Here is a 15,233-nt window from a genome sequence, read left to right as displayed (position 1 = left end):
AATTTATTTAAAGGAGATGTTATGATAAAGACTTTGAGTTGTGTTGCACTAGCCTCTGCACTTTGTACGGCTGCTTTTGCGATAGGCGGTCCAAGCGGAGCTAAACTTGACTACGCTATAACAGGAGCTATCGGCGAAGTAGTAGTAAATCCATACGACACAGCGCCTCTTACAGCAGTCATCAAAAATGGCGGCTACACACTAAGCAACGCTAAGGTCACTATCGTGCCAAAACAAGGTGGTCAAACTATAAGCTACAAAGTGGCTGACAAGCATCTTCGCACACATGGCGGCATCCCAGTTTTTGGCATGTATCCTGACTATCAAAACACCGTTGAGGTCGAGTACGACAAGAGCTACAAGGGCAAGACTGAGCATATAAAAGAGAGCTATAAAATTTATGCCCCAGCTATCTACCTAGAGAGCGCTGGCACGCCAAATCAAAAGGGAGCGCTATTTGACAAGATCGAGGTTACTAAGCCTGCTAGCGCTAAATTTGCAAACCGCCTTTACTATGTAAATAACTTTGTAAATAAAACAGGCAAGGGCACAAAAGTCGTTTGGAACAACCCAGCTGGCGGTGCGATCGAGTGGAACTACAGCCCAAATAACTTCATCCTTGATACAAAAGGCGAGGTTAGATGGTATCTTGAACCAAGCAAAATTTACGACCTAAAACAGCCATTTCACGCTGGCGTTATGATGGGCTTTAAGCAAAATGACGACGGCGCGATGACTTGGGGTTACGGCCAAAGATACGCAAAATACGACATCATGGGTAGAGAAATTTTCAACCGCGAGCTACCAGCTAGCTACAACGACTTCTCACACTCAATGGACGTAGCACAAAACGGACACTACTTCTTGCGCGTGGCAAATGCCGACTACAAAAGGGCTGATGGCAAAAACGTAAGAACAGTGCGCGACGTCATCGTTGAGCTTGACCGCGACGGCAACGTAGTTGATGACTTTAGACTATATGAAATTTTAGATCCTTACCGCGATATCGTGCTAAAAACACTTGATCAAGGTGCAGTTTGCTTAAACATAGACGCTAAAAAAGCAGGCCACACAGCAAGCTCTGATGAACTTCAGTCTATGGATACACACGATAAATGGGGCGACATAGTTGGCGCTGGTCCAGGACGTAACTGGGCACACGTAAATAGTGTGGATTACGACCCAAGCGATGATAGCATCATCATCTCAAGCCGCCATCAAGACGCAGTTATAAAGATCGGCCGTGATAAACAAGTAAAATGGATCATGGGCGCTCACAAGGGCTGGAGTGATAAATTTAAAGATAAGCTGCTTCAGCCAGTTGATAGCAAAGGCAACAAGATCGTCTGCGAAGATGAGTACTCAAAATGCCCAGGATACGAGAGCGAGAAGGGCGGTTTTGACTGGCAATGGACGCAACATACGGCATTTAGGATAGATAGCAAGTCTAAAAAAGGCGAAATTTATCTAAGTGTCTTTGACAACGGCGACACAAGGGGCATGGAGCAACCAGCCATCGCTGGCATGAAGTACTCTCGCGCGGTCGTTTATAAGATCGATGAGAACAAAAAGACCGTTGAGCAGATCTGGGAGTACGGCAAAGAGCGCGGTAAAGAGTGGTATAGCTCGGTTACTAGCCTTACGCAGTATCAAGATGACCTTGATAGCGTGATGGTCTATTCAGCCGTTGCTGGCATGCAGTTTGACATCGCAAAAGGTCGCCCAGTAGGACTTCCTAGCCCGCACATCGATGAGTTTGAGTGGGGTGCAAAAGAGCCTAGCATCGAGATAAAGATGACAAATGCTATGGGCTATCAGGCGTTTCCATTTAGCTTGCAAAAAGCTTTTGAAAAATAAACCATCCTAATTTTACCCTTTCTCAGTTTCGAGAAAGGGTTTTTTAAATTTAACTTCTAAATTTTAAAGATCAACTGTTGTTGTATTTTCTATATCGATCTTTACAGTCATTGGAGCTGAGAGCTCGCCAGTGTCGTCGTTTAGCACCCTAACTAGCTTGCTTTCATATCTAGTGTAGCCAGCTTGCGCGCCGCCTTGGTCGCTTGAGATACTAAAGCCATCAAGCGAAAGCGAATTTCCGCTTGTGTTGCCGCTTGTAAATTTAAGCACCACATCCTTATCGTCCGTGATATCAAGAATGTCTTGCGCGTTTATGTTTTTGATATGTACGCCTGAGCCGTCACCGCTAATGCCATCGTAGCTTACGCTCTGTCTTGTGTCAAATGAAATTTCTTCTATGTTATTGATCTTAGCGTCGAGCTCGCCGTTAGCAAGTGCTCTAAAGTCGATAGTCTCAGCCTGCCCTTGCGTGGCAAGCTTTAGCGTGTCATAGCCTTCACCGCCATCAACTACGCCATTAAAGTTGTTCGCGCTCATTATTATCGTGTCGTCACCACTTCCGCCATTTATATGGTAGGTGCCTTGCTTGCTGATGGTTATTATCTCGTCATTGCCAGCTCCACCATCGATATTTAAATTTTGCCTTACATGTGTATAGTAGCTAGTTACCGGTCCTGCTGATAAAACATCATCGCCATCACCTAAATATATGGTAGCATTTGTGCCGCCAGCTCTATCTGAGATAAAGACTTCATCATTGCCGCCAGCTAGATCGATAAGGTTGTTTCCTGCTGCGTTTATAAAACTTACATAATCAGCATTGTCGCTTCCAAGCACGGTATTGTCAGCTTGTGAGATGAAAGAGTCATCTTTGTCGTTTATCCCCCACGCTGACCCCGCGTCTGAATACGACCTACCGCCTATTTTTACCTCTATGCTAGATGAGTGGCTGCCGTCTACTACATTGTGACCAGACACTGCGTAAAGGCCGGCATTTAGCCTGCTTCCGCCAGATAAGATGGTGTTATCTCCGCTTGTAGCATCGCTCTCGATAGAGGCACGAAATGTAGGGTCATTTGTCTCAAAGCTTATGATGTTGTTGCCTGAAGCGTTGCCAAGTGCTACGGTGTCATCGACCGTAATCTCACTAGGCGCTCTTTCATCGCCACCACCTAAGACGACGTTGTTGCCTGATGAGCCACCTAATAGTGCAAATTCCCTTCCGCCTATCCTTAGATCTACTAGGTTATCGTTGGTTGTGTTTTTTATATCCATCCAGTCAAGGTGATTAGTCGCGACTGCCTTGTTTGTCTTGTCTAAAAAGCCATCTGGCATTTTTTTATAGCTCCATGAGTACTCTTTGGTAAAAGTTTCGTTATCGTATGTTGCGTTTTTAGCTATCTCGATCTTAGCTTTTGCCTCATCAACCCTTGCTTTTACGATATTTGTTATATCTAGCTCTGTGGCTGCAAATTTGGCAAATATCTCTTTATCAACGTGTAAAATTTCTATCTCATCAGGTCTTGCTGTGCCGCTTGCACCAGCATCTGCGTAGCCTGATACAGAGCTCACGCTTGGCGCTTCAGCTCTTGATATGTCGCTTAGATTTTGAAAATTTGCATTTATGTTTGAGTAGTGACCACCTTGAGCAAAGCTAGCTGCTCCAAGACTAACGCCACCATCACTAGCGTTACCGCCAGCTTGGTTACCACCACCAGCTGCTGTCTCTTCTAAATTTGTTAAATTTTCACCTTTTAAGATGGCTTGTTGCAAGCTAGCGATCTCGTCGTTACCGCTACTTTGTGCGCTAGAGCTATCATCTGCGAAATTTGTAAGATCGACACGCTTTCCAGTAAAAACTTTGTCCGAGCCACCAACTTTGGCAACTTCAACTTTAAAATTTGCATCATCTGAGATGATAGTATCATTTTGAAAGAGTATATCGCTTACATTTAGCGCTCTCTCCTCTTTTGTTAGGTTATTTACAACCCTTGCATTTTTGTCTGAAACACTTTTAACCACGCCTATAATACTTGCCATAAATTCCCCTTTTTATGTAGTTTTATATTCTAAGTTTGATTATATCCCTTTGAAAATATGTCACAATTGTACTAGAGTACAATATAACGTTATATTATAAAATGTCACAAATAGCTTCTTGAATAGATATAAAATGCGTAGTATTAGGGATATACTTTGAAAGATATAGCAAAATTAACAAAATAAAAAAGCAACAAAGTGTTGTAATATGAGGTAAATTTTTCTAAAAATAAAATTTAAATTTTAAAATTTATAAACTCAAAGCCTCTCGCATAGAAATTTCTATCTTTTTCTCATCAAGGCTGCCATTATAAAATAAATTTAACGCTAAAACCGCTTGGTACAAGAGCATATCAGCTCCGTCTTTGCATGCTAAATTTTGCCTTTTTGCCTCTTTTAAAAATGGCGTCTCTTTGCCATATATCACATCAAATGCAAATTTAGCGCTTTTTAAAATGCCATCTAAAATCTCTTTTGGTGCTGGCAAAAGATCATCTTTTAGCCCTGCTGAGGTCGAATTTACCACTAGATCAAATTTGTGCTCTTTATAGTCATCCCAGCTAAAGCACTCATAGTGATCTTTAAATTTATCAAGTCTTGCCTTGCTTCTATTTAGTATGCAAACATCTATGTTTTGTGATTTAAGTGCGTAGGCTAGGGCATTTGCGGTGCCTCCAGCTCCAAGGATGATGGCGCTTTTTGCCTCTTTGAAATTTGATATCGCTTTTAAAAAGCCAGGTGCGTCAGTGTTGTAGGCATAAATTTTCTCATTTTTTAGCACTAAAGTGTTTGCAGAGCCTATTTTACGTGCTGCCTCTGAGGCGTCGTCGGCTAAATTTAGAGCAAATTCTTTATGCGGGAGCGTGACATTTGCGCCGTTTAGTTTTAGGGATTTAAATTTATTGATTAGCTCATTGCCATCTTTTAGCAAAACCCTAGTATATAGGGCATCAAGAGCTAGATCGGCAATGGCTTTGTTGTGTAGTCTTGGAGATACCGAGTGAGCTATCGGATCTCCAAAAACTGCGAAGGTTTTCATTTTGCTCTAAAGACAAAAGCGTCTTTATTGACATCTTTTCTTATGTCATTTACGGCTTTTTGTAGCCCTTTTTCATCAAATGGACCAACTAAAATTTTAGTTAGCTCGCCAGCTTTTATAGTTTTGTAGCTATAACCTTTAGCTGCTATTTTTTTCATATAGTCGGCATTTGGGTTAAATTTGCTAGTTGCAAATACTTGAACATAAGAGCCTTTTGCGACGCTCTCAGCCTTTGCTGGAGCTTCAGCTTTTTTCTCAGCTTTTTCTGCTTTTGCAGGAGTTTCAGCCTTTTTCTCTACCTTTGTTTCAGGTTTTTTCTCAGCTTTAGTTTCAGCTTTCTTCTCTGCTTTTGCCTCAGTTTTGGCTGGCTTTGCTTCAGCTTTTTTCTCTGCTTTAGCTTCGCTTTTTGTTTCAGCTTTTTTAGCTGGAGCTTCTACCTTTGTCTCAGCTTTTTTAGGTGCTTCAGCTGGATGCTCGACAGCTTTTACTATCTCTTTTGGCTCTTCAGTTTTAGGAGCTGATTTTGCACCTTCTTTATCTTTTAGCTTTTTGATCATATCTTCAAAATCATCTTGTTGCTTATTTTCAGGAACGATAGGCACTTGCTCGAAAAGTTGAGTATCGCCTTTTTTAACATCTGAATTTGTATCTTGTGCAGGCACCTGAGTATCGACTGGCTGCTCTGCTGGCACTGGAGGCAGAACTAGTCTTGAGTCAGCTTCGTTTTGTGCTTGTGTTGAGTCGCCTGAGTTTATAAGCTTCATGGCTACGATGATGATTAAAAATAGTATAACAAGAGCTGCTATAAACATAAGAAGTTTCTTTAGTTTTGCGCCCTTTGCCTCATCATCTTTTTCTAAAAGTATATCTTTTAACTCTTCGTTTTCCATTATCTCTCCTTACATATATTTTGACCAACTTGCCCCGCGCTCTTTTTGATAGAGGTTATATGGCAAAGTTAGGATGTTAAATTCTTTTGGCATATCTTGATTTGGGAACATTCTCCACTCTTTGGCTAACTTTTGCGAGAGCTTTGCGCTTAGCATATTTGCAAGCGTGCAAGCTTCATTTAGCGTAGTGTGACCTTTATGCACATAAAGGTGTAAATGTCCTGGGGTCTTGGTCTCGTAGGCTGTGAAATTTATAAAGCCTTCTTCTCTTAAAAGAAGCTGCGCTCTATGCCAAAACCTATCTGGAGTTCTGCCGTTGTAGTCAAAGACTATGTTTTCGACCTTGTCGCTTGCATTGATTAGCGAGTGGGCGATTATAGCTTTGCCATCCTCATGCTCTTTCATGACACTATAAGTTAGTGGTTCGTTGATCTTTTCAAATTTATCAAAGAAAATTTTGCCCTTATACTCTATCTTATTGACGATCGTGTCACGTTTGATGTAGTAGTGGGTCGTTATTATCTTTATAAGAGATGTATCAATACTTTGCATCAAAATGTCGCTTTATCGTAGATTATAAATTTATGAGCTAGCTCTTTTAACTCGCCCTTGATCTTCTCTTGTAAAGATGCGTTGTTGATGTCGCTTAGCACGTCGGCGATCTTGTTTGCTATTAGCTCAAACTCAGCCTCTTTCATGCCACGAGCTGTTAGAGCTGGGCTGCCTACACGTATGCCACTTGTGATAAACGGACTTCTTGACTCGCCTGGAACTGTATTTTTATTTACAGTTATACCAGCATTTCCTAAAGCGATATCTGCGTCTTTTCCGCTAAATTCGCGGTTTAGAAAGCTCATTAGGATTAGGTGGTTATCAGTGCCGCCACTCACTAGCTCAAAGCCTCTACTTATTAGCACTTCGCCAAGTTTTTTAGCGTTTGCTTTTACTTGTTTAGCGTAAATTTTCCACTCAGGGCTAAGGTTGTGCTTAAAGCCAACTGCCTTTGCAGCGATGACATGAACTAGTGGTCCGCCCTGGATGCCCGGGAAGATAGAAGAATTTATCTTTTTAGCGTACTCTTCGTTGTTTGTCATGATGATACCGCCTCTTGGGCCTCTTAGAGTTTTATGCGTAGTTGAGCTTACGACGTCGCAGTGTGGGAAAGGATTTTGATGCTCGCCAGCTACGACTAGGCCAGCGATGTGAGCAACGTCTGCAAAGAGTATCGCGCCAACAGCGTCAGCTATCTCTCTAAATTTCTTAAACTCGATCTCTCTTGTGTATGCGCTAGCGCCACAAACGATCATTTTTGGTTTTACTATCTTTGCGATATCCATAACTCTATCGTAGTTTATGCGACCATCAAGCTCGACGCCGTAAAAGAAACTCTCATACATCTTGCCAGAACTGCTTACCTTTGCGCCGTGAGTTAGGTGCCCGCCGTGGCTTAGATCCATGCCTAAAATTTTATCGCCTGGGTTAAGCAAAGCTCCATAAACGCCTTGGTTTGCCTGTGAGCCTGAGTTTGGTTGAACGTTTGCAAATTCGCATCCAAAAAGCTCTTTGCATCTATCGATCGCGATTTGCTCGATCTCATCTACAAATTCGCAGCCACCATAATATCTCTTTCCAGGATAGCCTTCGGCATATTTGTTTGTTAGGATTGAACCCATTACTTCCATGACTTCTGGATATGTGAAATTTTCGCTAGCGATCATCTCAAGGTGGTCACACTGGCGTTTTAACTCTAAATTTACTAGGTCGTAAATATCTTTATCATAGCTTTGCAAACTCATTTTTCGTTCTCCTTTGTCTCAGTTTTTAGTGGCCTCATCGCTGGGAAGAGGACAACGTCGCGTATTGATTTTTTATCTGTTAAAAGCATGACAAGCCTATCGATGCCTATGCCTTCGCCTGCAACTGGTGGCATGCCGTATCCTAGGGCTTTTACATAGTCCTCGTCCATCTCATGTGCCTCGTCATCGCCTGCGTTTTTAGCATCGATCTGCGCTTTAAAGCGGTTGTATTGATCGATCGGATCATTTAGCTCGTTAAAGCCATTTGCCAGCTCTCTACCAGCGATAAATAGCTCAAATCTCTCTGCCACGTCAGGATTTGTGTCGCTTCTTCTTGAAAGTGGGCTTATAGAGATCGGATAGTCGATGACAAAAGTTGGGTGTATTAGCTTGCTCTCTACGTAGTTATCGAAGAGTTCAGCCTGCAAGTGGCCAAGATCAAGCTTCTCGTTTGCTTCAAAGCCATCAGCTCTTAGTTTTGTTAAAATTTTATCCTTATCATTTACCACATCTTCGGCAAGTCCGCCTATCTCAACTAAGGCTTTTTTATAGCTTATGCGTTTAAATGGCTTGCTAAAATCAATCTCCATGCCATCAAAATTTATCACTTTCTCCATGCCAAGTTTTTCTAAAATGACATTAAATAGATCCTCTGTGATGCCCATTAGATCGTGGTAGTTATGGTATGCCCAGTAAAACTCGATACTTGTAAATTCAGGGTTGTGGGTTAGGTCCATACCCTCATTTCTGAAGTTTCTATTCATCTCATAAACAGCCTCAAAACCGCCAACTACAAGACGTTTTAGATATAGCTCAGGTGCGATCCTTAGGTATCTCTCAACTCCAAGAGCGTTGTGAAATGTCACAAATGGTTTTGCATTTGCGCCGCCAGCTATTGGGTGAAGCATCGGAGTTTCAACCTCTAAAAAGCCCTTTTCTTCAAAAAATCTTCTAATCGTGCTTATAATCACCGAGCGCTTTTTAAAGTCAGCCCTAACTTCAGGGTTCATTATCATATCAAGATATCTTTGGCGGTATCTTGTCTCAACATCAACTAGCCCGTGGTACTTCTCAGGAAGCGGACTTATTGATTTTGTAGCTAAGCTAAGCTCATTTACATGCATTGAAAATTCGCCAGTTTTTGTTATAAAAGCGTAGCCTCTAACATAGACGATATCGCCTATTTCTACATATTTCTTAACGATTTTAAACCACTCTGGATCAAGCGTCTTGTTGCTAAAGTAAATTTGTAAATTTCCATTTTCGTCTTCGATGTTTGCAAAGACCGCTTTACCAGCGTCACGGATCAGCTTTATCCTACCTGCAAGGCCAACTAGCTGCCCCTCTGCTTTTTTCTCTTCTGTATCTTTTATATAGTTAAATTTAAGTCTAAATTTAGAGATATTCATATCTCTTCTAAGAAAATGTGGATATGGATTTATGCCTAAATTTCTAAGCTCATCTATGCTTTCTAATCTTTGAATTTCGTGTTGGTTGTCAAATATCACCTTACTTTCCCTTTATATTATTTTTTGAACATTTTTCGCAAATTCCATAAAGCTGCATCATGTGACCAGTTAGTTTAAAGCCATGCTCTTTTGCGATGCTTATCTGCCTTTTTTCTATCATAGGATCTTCAAACTCTATGATAAGGCCGCACTTTCTGCATATCATGTGGTCGTGGTGTGGCTTTGTGGCAAGCTCAAATTTCTTGCCTTGTGAGCCAAAGCTGATTGATGTTACCATCTCTGATTCTTCTAGTAAATTTAGCGTCCTATAAACAGTTGCTATGCCGATATTTAGCTCAGGATAGGTCTCTTTTATAAAAAGATATAGCCTCTCTGGCGTAAAGTGTTCGTCGTTGTTATAAAGCGTTTTTAGTAAAATTTCACGTTGTTTTGTATATTTTAAACCGTTGTCGCGAAGAACTCTTTTAAATTTCTCAAGCAAGGCATCGTATTCTAAATTTTCTATCATCTTTATTCCCCTTTGGTGACATTTGTGTCGGTGTTTGTGCTTGCATTTGCATCCATTGATATAAATGCATCACTCTTGTTTGTATCCTTTGGTCTTACTACCATCTCATCTAGCTCATTTTTGATGTTTTTTACATCGATATTTGTTATCCATCTACCAGTTTCAAGTAGGAGCGGATAGACCTTGCTGTTTGTGAAGTATGGCTCGATCATTTTATTTAGCGAAGTGCCTGACATTACGGCGACGACTGCAGAAAATGTGAGGAAAATTTTGCCACTTCCCATGACAAATCCACCAAGTCTATCTAAAAAGCCAAGTCCGCTTACTGAGACTATCTTTGATAAAAATTTGCCAACTAGCAGACAAACTAGCCAAAAGACCAGCCAAAGTCCGATAAATGCGACAAATTGTAAAAATGAAGGATTTTCAAATTTATAGATGTTTTTGCTTATGAAGCTCTCAGCTACATCTGAAAATCTACTAGCGACAACTAGGCCACCAATAAGTCCAATAAGCCCAAATGCCTCTTTTATAAGCCCGTTTATTATGCCTTTTACGCCAAGTATCAGGACAAGGGCGATGACGATAATGTCAAACCAAGTTACTAAATCCATCATACAGTTCCTATTAAATTTTGAAGTTCTTGCTGGCTAGTTGAGTAGGCTAGCGCGTTTTCTTTTGTGATCAAGCCCTCTTTTAGTGCTTTCATCAGCGCTTGAGTCTGCGTGCTCATGCCAGTTTGTTGCTGATTTAGCTGCATTTGAGAGTAAATTTGATGCACTTTGTTTTCGCGTATCAAGTTTGATATCGCCATATTATTTATCAAAATTTCATGCACAGCGCACCTTCCGCCGCCTATTTTTGGTATCAGACTTTGTGAGATGACAGCAGTTAGCGAAACGCTAAGCATATTTCTTACTTGAAGCTGCTCGCTTCCATCAAAGCTATCAACGATCCTGTTTATAGTTTGTATAGCTGAGTTTGTGTGAAGAGTGCCAAAGACTAGGTGTCCAGTCTCAGCTGCTGTAATAGCCGTAGAGATCGTCTCTCTATCCCTCATCTCGCCCACAAGTATGATATCTGGGTCTTCGCGAAGTGCAAATTTTAGCGCCTTCGAGTAAGAGTGTGTGTCGGTGCCGATATTTCTATGTGAAAATAGGGCTTTTTTGTTGTTATGCACAAACTCGACTGGGTCCTCAACGGTGATGATGTGCTTTCTATAATTTAAATTTATCTCATTAAGCATCGCAGCAAGCGTTGTTGATTTACCACTGCCTGTTGGTCCAGTAACCAGAATAAGGCCCTTTTCTCGTTTGGTGATATATTTAAAAATTTGTGGTGCTTTTAGATCATCAAGCGAAGGGATATCGATAGGTATGATACGAAAAGCTGCCGCTAGATCGCCATTCATCGTGTAGTAGTAGTTACCACGAAAGCGACCGATATTTGGAAGCTCTATGGCAAAGTCAAGCTCTTTATTGTTTTCAAGTTCGCTCTTTTGGGCATCTGTGATTAGAGCGTAGCATAAATTTTCTATATCTTTGCCGCTTAGCACGCCAAATTCAAGCGGCCTTAAAGTGCCATCTATCCTTATCTGAGGTTCAGACCTTGAGACTAGGTGGAGGTCACTGGCTTTATTGAAAACAACGGTTTTTAGAAGCGTTTGGATGTCACCAGAGAGATTGCTCTCTGATGCTTTGGTTTGGACATCCGAGCTTTGCGCTCTTAGTTGTTCGATTAGATCCATATTTTACTCTATGATCTTTGGCACGGCAAAGAAGTGTCCCTCGCGTGAAGGGGCGTGCTTTAAAATTTCATCGACAACGTTACTTAAATGTGGCTCATCTTCTCTTAATGGAGTGCCACCTTTTATAGAGCTGACTACGGCCTCATCGCTGCTTAGATCGAGCTCGTTTAAAACATCGACAAAAGATACGATTTCACTTAATTGCTTCTTGATCTCTTCTCTTTTTTCATCATTAATTTGTAATGCGGAGAGTTTTTCTAATTTATTTAAAAGAGTGTCGTCTATTTGCATTATTAAGCAACCTTTTAATTGATTTTGAGGCATTATATCACATTCAAGCTTTAATTTTGGGCTACTTTTAATTTAATTATGCTAAAATCTGCGAATTAAAATTTTTCAAAAGCAAGGAAAAACGTTGGCTATAAAAGAAGACTTAACCGAGATAAAAAAAGAGATCGACGCCCAAGAGCAGTTTCTTGAGAGTATGATAAAGGGAGAGCGTTTTTTTAGGAAATACAAAACTTTGCTGATCGTGCTATGCGTGGCAGCTATCGTCGCACTCATTGGATTTTACGCTAGTAAGGTTTTAAACGACAACAGAGTTGAGGAGGCAAATTTAGCCTATTCAAAGCTTATCTTAAATCCAAATGACGCAAGCGCTTTAAATGTTTTAAAGGAGAAAGAGCCAAATATGTATGCACTTTTTTCACTTGGGCAGATGCTTGATAAAAATGATACAAAAGGCATTAGCGAGCTTGCAAATTTAAAGGTAAATCCGATCGTAAAAGATATCATCCTTTCACAAACTGGTGATGCAAATGCTGAAATTTTAAAAGAATATAACGCACTTTTAAAAGGTTTTGAGCTTTTAAAAGAAAACAAGATCAAAGAGGCAAACGACGAATTTAACAAGATCGCACTTGACTCACAACTACAAACTTTAGTTAAAAATTTAAAACACTATCAGGGAATAAAATAATGAAAAAACTTACACTATTCTTGGCTTTTGCCTTGGCTTTAGTTCTAAGCGGATGCGGCACAAAAAGACAATATTTTGAGCCTGCGCAAACTTCTGGTGAGATATCTTTGTCAAAAGATCTTCCTTCTTACATCAAATCAGCAAATGCAAATGGCGCAACGCTGGATAATGGCAACATCATCACTAAAAATGGGCTAAACAAAAGCGTTACTTTGCCTGAAAATTTCAACTTCTTAAACGAAAACAACGGCTTTGTCATCTCGGCTAGTATAAATGGAGACCTAAACGTGACTGATCCTAGTGGCCACAGCGTTTATAGCGGTAAATTTCCAACTGCGATCGTAGCAGCTTCGCTTGATCAAAACCAACTTGCAGCTATCAGCGCATCAAACCACATCTATCTAATCGATATCAACACAGCTACGACACTAATGGAGTATAGCTCATCTGACATCGCAGCGGTTGATTCAAGAGTTGTGGCACCTTACTTTATGAGCTCACTCATCGTCTATCCAGCGCTTGATGGTAAAATTTACATCGTACAAAAAGAGACTGGTAGAATTTTACGCGACGTTGTCGTAAGCTCTGAAAATTTCTTTAACAACATCATATTTTTAGGCGTTGAGGGCGATAATCTAATCGCAGCAACAGCTAAAAAACTAATCGTCATCAACCCAAGCCAGACAGTTTATTATGACGGTGAGATCAAAGACGTGCTAGTTCATAACGATGAAATTTACATCTTTAAAAAAGATGGCACGATAGTAAGAACAGACCTCATGCTAAAAGAGCAAAATAAGGTAAATTTCAAATTTGCTATCTTCTCAGCGGCTACTATCATCAACAATAAGCTCTATGTCATCGAAAAAACAGGCTATGTTATAAAGACAAATTTAGACCTTAGTGGAGCTGAAATTTATGAATTTAGCGATGAGATAAAAGATAAAAGCTTCATGGGAAATGGCGCATTTTACTACGATAACGAGTATGTTAATCTGGGACAATGAACCAAAAAATTTGGGAGCTTTTTGAAGCTAAAAAGATCTTGCTAAGGGATCTAAAAAGGCTTGAGCTTAGCGAATTTACCAAGAAACGCTCGCTTGAGGCGTTTTTTGGTGTTGATACAAAAAATTTCTACGAGATCGTTTTTTTAAGAAGTGCAAAGAGTAGGCTTTTGCTCAAAGAAGCCGGTGAGATAAATGAAATTTGCGCTAAATTTGAAGAGAAATTTCAAACTAAGATCAAAAAACGTGTTATTTTTTACAACTCTCAAATTTGCTCAAAATCTCTAAACTACTTTAAAGAAGAAGGTTGGAGCTGTTATGATTTTGTGTGATATCGGCAACACCAACGCCTCTTTTTTGCAAAATGGCAAGATCACACACATAAAAGTTAGTGAATTTAAAAACTACAAGCCAGACGAAAAGGTCTATTATATCTGTGTAAATGAAGAAATTTTGCGGATGATAGATAAGGATGAAATGTTTGTAAATTTGGAGCCTTACTTTGAGATAGACACGATCTATCAAGGTCTAGGCGTAGATAGAAAAGCGGGTTGTTATATGATAAATGATGGCGTTATAGTAGATGCTGGAAGTGCTATTACTGTCGATATAATGGCAAACTCACTTCATCTTGGCGGCTACATCTTGCCAGGCATCGCAACTATGTTAAATACCTATAAAAGCATCTCTCCACGCCTTGATGTGACACTAAATTCGCAAATAGACATCGATGCGTTGCCTCAAAAGACGAGCGACGCTGTGAGCTATGGCATCATAAAGCCCATTATCACGCTCATTTCAAAGCTTGCAGGCAGCAAAAAAGTATATTTTACTGGCGGAGATGGTGACTTTTTATCTAAATTTTTTAAAAATGCCATTTGCGACAAGATGCTGATCTTTCGTGCCATGCAAAAAATAATCGACGAGAAAAAGGAAATTTTAAAATGATAACAGTAGCCTTGCCAAAGGGCAGGATCGCAGAAGATACACTTGAAATTTTTAGAAAAATTTTTGGTTCTAGCTTTATGTTTGAGGATAGAAAGCTTATCCTTGAAGAGGGAAATTTTAGATTTTTAATGGTTCGCAACCAAGATATACCAACATACGTCACCGAAGGCGCTGCAGATATCGGCGTGGTCGGCCTTGATGTGCTTGAAGAGCATAAGCCAAATGTGGTGAGGCTGCTTGATCTACAAATAGGCAAGTGCAAGGTCTGCATCGGCATAAAAAACGAAGATGAGCTTGATTTTTCAAGGTCTGAGCTAAAGATCGCTACAAAAATGCCAAATATCACGCGAAACTATTTTGCCAAGCTTGCAGTTGGCGTCAAGATCATCAAGCTTTATGGCTCGATCGAGCTAGCACCGCTTGTTGGGCTAAGTGACGCGATCGTCGATGTGGTCGAGACTGGCTCAACCATGAAGCAAAATGGGCTAAAAGTGGCTGGCGATATCATGCAAAGCTCAGCCTATCTGATCGCAAATAAAAATAGTTTTATCATCAAAAAAGATGAAATTTTGGAGCTTTATCAAAAGATAAAAGATGAAATTTCAAAGTAAAAATTTGAAAAAAAGCAAATAGCACAAATAAAGGAAAAATGGTTAAGGTAAAACATTGTTGCTCTCAAATGAAAGAGGCAACGAAATTAAATTGCAAGATTCATAACAATATTTATGATTGCCCAGACGTGCTTATCTCGTATTATCCTAAATTTGATGAATATGGAATTATTATTCACGATGGTGGCACAAGTAGTATTTCAATTAAATTTTGCCCTTTTTGTGGTACAAAATTACCAAAATCAAAACGAGATAAATGGTTTGACAAAATGGAAAAATTAGGAATAGATATTGATAATGATGAAATTCCTAAAGTATATTTAAATTATGGTTGGTGGTTGAAGA

Annotated in this window: 17 protein-coding genes; 7 read left to right on the top strand and 10 right to left on the bottom strand. The window is 40.1% G+C overall.

Features of this window, described 5'->3' with window-relative positions:
• Positions 1 to 21: 21 nt before the first annotated feature.
• Positions 22 to 1,857 (top strand): aryl-sulfate sulfotransferase, encoded by a 1,836-nt coding sequence (locus CYP77_RS03780; RefSeq protein ID WP_103566554.1) that lies wholly within the window; start codon positions 22 to 24, stop codon positions 1,855 to 1,857.
• A 63-nt stretch (positions 1,858 to 1,920) separates the two neighbouring features.
• Here the strand turns inward: CYP77_RS03780 and CYP77_RS03775 are convergent, their stop codons facing one another.
• From CYP77_RS03775 to gatC, 10 genes are all read right to left on the bottom strand, one after another.
• Positions 1,921 to 3,897, bottom strand: a complete 1,977-nt coding sequence (locus CYP77_RS03775; RefSeq protein ID WP_103566558.1) for a hypothetical protein — start codon at positions 3,895 to 3,897, stop codon at positions 1,921 to 1,923.
• A 250-nt stretch (positions 3,898 to 4,147) separates the two neighbouring features.
• On the bottom strand, positions 4,148 to 4,936 hold the full coding sequence (locus tag CYP77_RS03770; protein WP_103566564.1) for a shikimate dehydrogenase: 789 nt from the start codon (positions 4,934 to 4,936) through the stop codon (positions 4,148 to 4,150).
• Entirely contained in the window at positions 4,933 to 5,826 is an 894-nt protein-coding gene (locus CYP77_RS03765; RefSeq protein ID WP_103566568.1) for an SPOR domain-containing protein, read from the bottom strand. Before CYP77_RS03765 ends, CYP77_RS03770 begins: the two co-directional genes overlap by 4 nt.
• A 9-nt stretch (positions 5,827 to 5,835) precedes the next feature.
• A complete protein-coding gene (locus CYP77_RS03760; protein WP_103566701.1) occupies positions 5,836 to 6,378 on the bottom strand; it encodes a DUF1882 domain-containing protein in 543 nt (180 codons plus the stop codon).
• Positions 6,378 to 7,622 carry a serine hydroxymethyltransferase gene (locus tag CYP77_RS03755; protein ID WP_103566575.1) on the bottom strand — a complete coding sequence of 415 codons (1,245 nt, stop codon included), beginning with the start codon at positions 7,620 to 7,622 and terminating at the stop codon, positions 6,378 to 6,380. Before CYP77_RS03755 ends, CYP77_RS03760 begins: the two co-directional genes overlap by 1 nt.
• A complete protein-coding gene (gene lysS, locus CYP77_RS03750; RefSeq protein WP_223227457.1) occupies positions 7,619 to 9,127 on the bottom strand; it encodes a lysine--tRNA ligase in 1,509 nt (502 codons plus the stop codon). The genes CYP77_RS03755 and lysS overlap by 4 nt, the downstream gene beginning before the upstream one ends.
• A 4-nt stretch (positions 9,128 to 9,131) precedes the next feature.
• On the bottom strand, positions 9,132 to 9,599 hold the full coding sequence (locus CYP77_RS03745) for a Fur family transcriptional regulator (RefSeq protein WP_002941362.1): 468 nt from the start codon (positions 9,597 to 9,599) through the stop codon (positions 9,132 to 9,134).
• A 2-nt stretch (positions 9,600 to 9,601) separates the two neighbouring features.
• A complete protein-coding gene (locus CYP77_RS03740) occupies positions 9,602 to 10,213 on the bottom strand; it encodes a CvpA family protein (RefSeq protein WP_103566703.1) in 612 nt (203 codons plus the stop codon).
• Positions 10,213 to 11,346 carry a type IV pilus twitching motility protein PilT gene (locus tag CYP77_RS03735; RefSeq protein ID WP_103566585.1) on the bottom strand — a complete coding sequence of 378 codons (1,134 nt, stop codon included), beginning with the start codon at positions 11,344 to 11,346 and terminating at the stop codon, positions 10,213 to 10,215. The genes CYP77_RS03740 and CYP77_RS03735 overlap by 1 nt, the downstream gene beginning before the upstream one ends.
• A 3-nt stretch (positions 11,347 to 11,349) precedes the next feature.
• Entirely contained in the window at positions 11,350 to 11,637 is a 288-nt protein-coding gene (gene gatC / locus CYP77_RS03730; RefSeq protein ID WP_002941258.1) for an Asp-tRNA(Asn)/Glu-tRNA(Gln) amidotransferase subunit GatC, read from the bottom strand.
• A 124-nt stretch (positions 11,638 to 11,761) separates the two neighbouring features.
• Here gatC and CYP77_RS03725 point away from each other — a divergent pair, with 124 nt between their 5' ends.
• The 6 genes from CYP77_RS03725 to CYP77_RS03700 form a co-directional block, all read left to right on the top strand.
• The gene (locus tag CYP77_RS03725; RefSeq protein WP_103566589.1) at positions 11,762 to 12,325 is read left to right on the top strand and encodes a hypothetical protein; all 564 of its coding nucleotides are present in this window, start codon (positions 11,762 to 11,764) and stop codon (positions 12,323 to 12,325) included.
• Positions 12,325 to 13,332, top strand: a complete 1,008-nt coding sequence (locus tag CYP77_RS03720; protein WP_012140326.1) for an L-seryl-tRNA selenium transferase — start codon at positions 12,325 to 12,327, stop codon at positions 13,330 to 13,332. The genes CYP77_RS03725 and CYP77_RS03720 overlap by 1 nt, the downstream gene beginning before the upstream one ends.
• The gene (locus tag CYP77_RS03715; protein ID WP_103566592.1) at positions 13,329 to 13,661 is read left to right on the top strand and encodes a hypothetical protein; all 333 of its coding nucleotides are present in this window, start codon (positions 13,329 to 13,331) and stop codon (positions 13,659 to 13,661) included. The genes CYP77_RS03720 and CYP77_RS03715 overlap by 4 nt, the downstream gene beginning before the upstream one ends.
• Positions 13,648 to 14,277, top strand: a complete 630-nt coding sequence (locus CYP77_RS03710) for a type III pantothenate kinase (RefSeq protein WP_103566596.1) — start codon at positions 13,648 to 13,650, stop codon at positions 14,275 to 14,277. Before CYP77_RS03715 ends, CYP77_RS03710 begins: the two co-directional genes overlap by 14 nt.
• Positions 14,274 to 14,888: an ATP phosphoribosyltransferase gene (hisG, locus tag CYP77_RS03705; RefSeq protein WP_002941288.1), complete on the top strand. Its 615-nt coding sequence runs from the start codon at positions 14,274 to 14,276 to the stop codon at positions 14,886 to 14,888. The genes CYP77_RS03710 and hisG overlap by 4 nt, the downstream gene beginning before the upstream one ends.
• Before the next feature lie 68 nt (positions 14,889 to 14,956).
• The coding region (locus CYP77_RS03700; RefSeq protein ID WP_103599694.1) for a DUF6980 family protein at positions 14,957 to 15,233 on the top strand (277 nt) is incomplete at its 3' end.

The organism is Campylobacter concisus (assembly GCF_002913865.1).
Taxonomy (GTDB): domain Bacteria; phylum Campylobacterota; class Campylobacteria; order Campylobacterales; family Campylobacteraceae; genus Campylobacter_A; species Campylobacter_A concisus_AM.
Note: the sequence above shows the minus strand (reverse complement) of the source record. Positions and strands in the feature narration are given on the sequence as shown.

Bases quoted from the DNA above. Each gene is read 5' to 3' on its own strand.
- hisG (WP_002941288.1), top strand. From the start codon at position 14,274: ATGATAACAGTAGCCTTGCCAAAGGGCAGGATCGCAGAAGATACACTT.
- CYP77_RS03760 (WP_103566701.1), bottom strand. From the start codon at position 6,378: ATGCAAAGTATTGATACATCTCTTATAAAGATAATAACGACCCACTAC.
- CYP77_RS03735 (WP_103566585.1), bottom strand. From the start codon at position 11,346: ATGGATCTAATCGAACAACTAAGAGCGCAAAGCTCGGATGTCCAAACC.
- CYP77_RS03720 (WP_012140326.1), top strand. From the start codon at position 12,325: ATGAAAAAACTTACACTATTCTTGGCTTTTGCCTTGGCTTTAGTTCTA.
- CYP77_RS03770 (WP_103566564.1), bottom strand. From the start codon at position 4,936: ATGAAAACCTTCGCAGTTTTTGGAGATCCGATAGCTCACTCGGTATCT.
- CYP77_RS03780 (WP_103566554.1), top strand. From the start codon at position 22: ATGATAAAGACTTTGAGTTGTGTTGCACTAGCCTCTGCACTTTGTACG.
- CYP77_RS03745 (WP_002941362.1), bottom strand. From the start codon at position 9,599: ATGATAGAAAATTTAGAATACGATGCCTTGCTTGAGAAATTTAAAAGA.
- gatC (WP_002941258.1), bottom strand. From the start codon at position 11,637: ATGCAAATAGACGACACTCTTTTAAATAAATTAGAAAAACTCTCCGCA.
- CYP77_RS03740 (WP_103566703.1), bottom strand. From the start codon at position 10,213: ATGGATTTAGTAACTTGGTTTGACATTATCGTCATCGCCCTTGTCCTG.
- CYP77_RS03715 (WP_103566592.1), top strand. From the start codon at position 13,329: ATGAACCAAAAAATTTGGGAGCTTTTTGAAGCTAAAAAGATCTTGCTA.
- CYP77_RS03765 (WP_103566568.1), bottom strand. From the start codon at position 5,826: ATGGAAAACGAAGAGTTAAAAGATATACTTTTAGAAAAAGATGATGAG.
- CYP77_RS03775 (WP_103566558.1), bottom strand. From the start codon at position 3,897: ATGGCAAGTATTATAGGCGTGGTTAAAAGTGTTTCAGACAAAAATGCA.
- CYP77_RS03755 (WP_103566575.1), bottom strand. From the start codon at position 7,622: ATGAGTTTGCAAAGCTATGATAAAGATATTTACGACCTAGTAAATTTA.
- CYP77_RS03710 (WP_103566596.1), top strand. From the start codon at position 13,648: ATGATTTTGTGTGATATCGGCAACACCAACGCCTCTTTTTTGCAAAAT.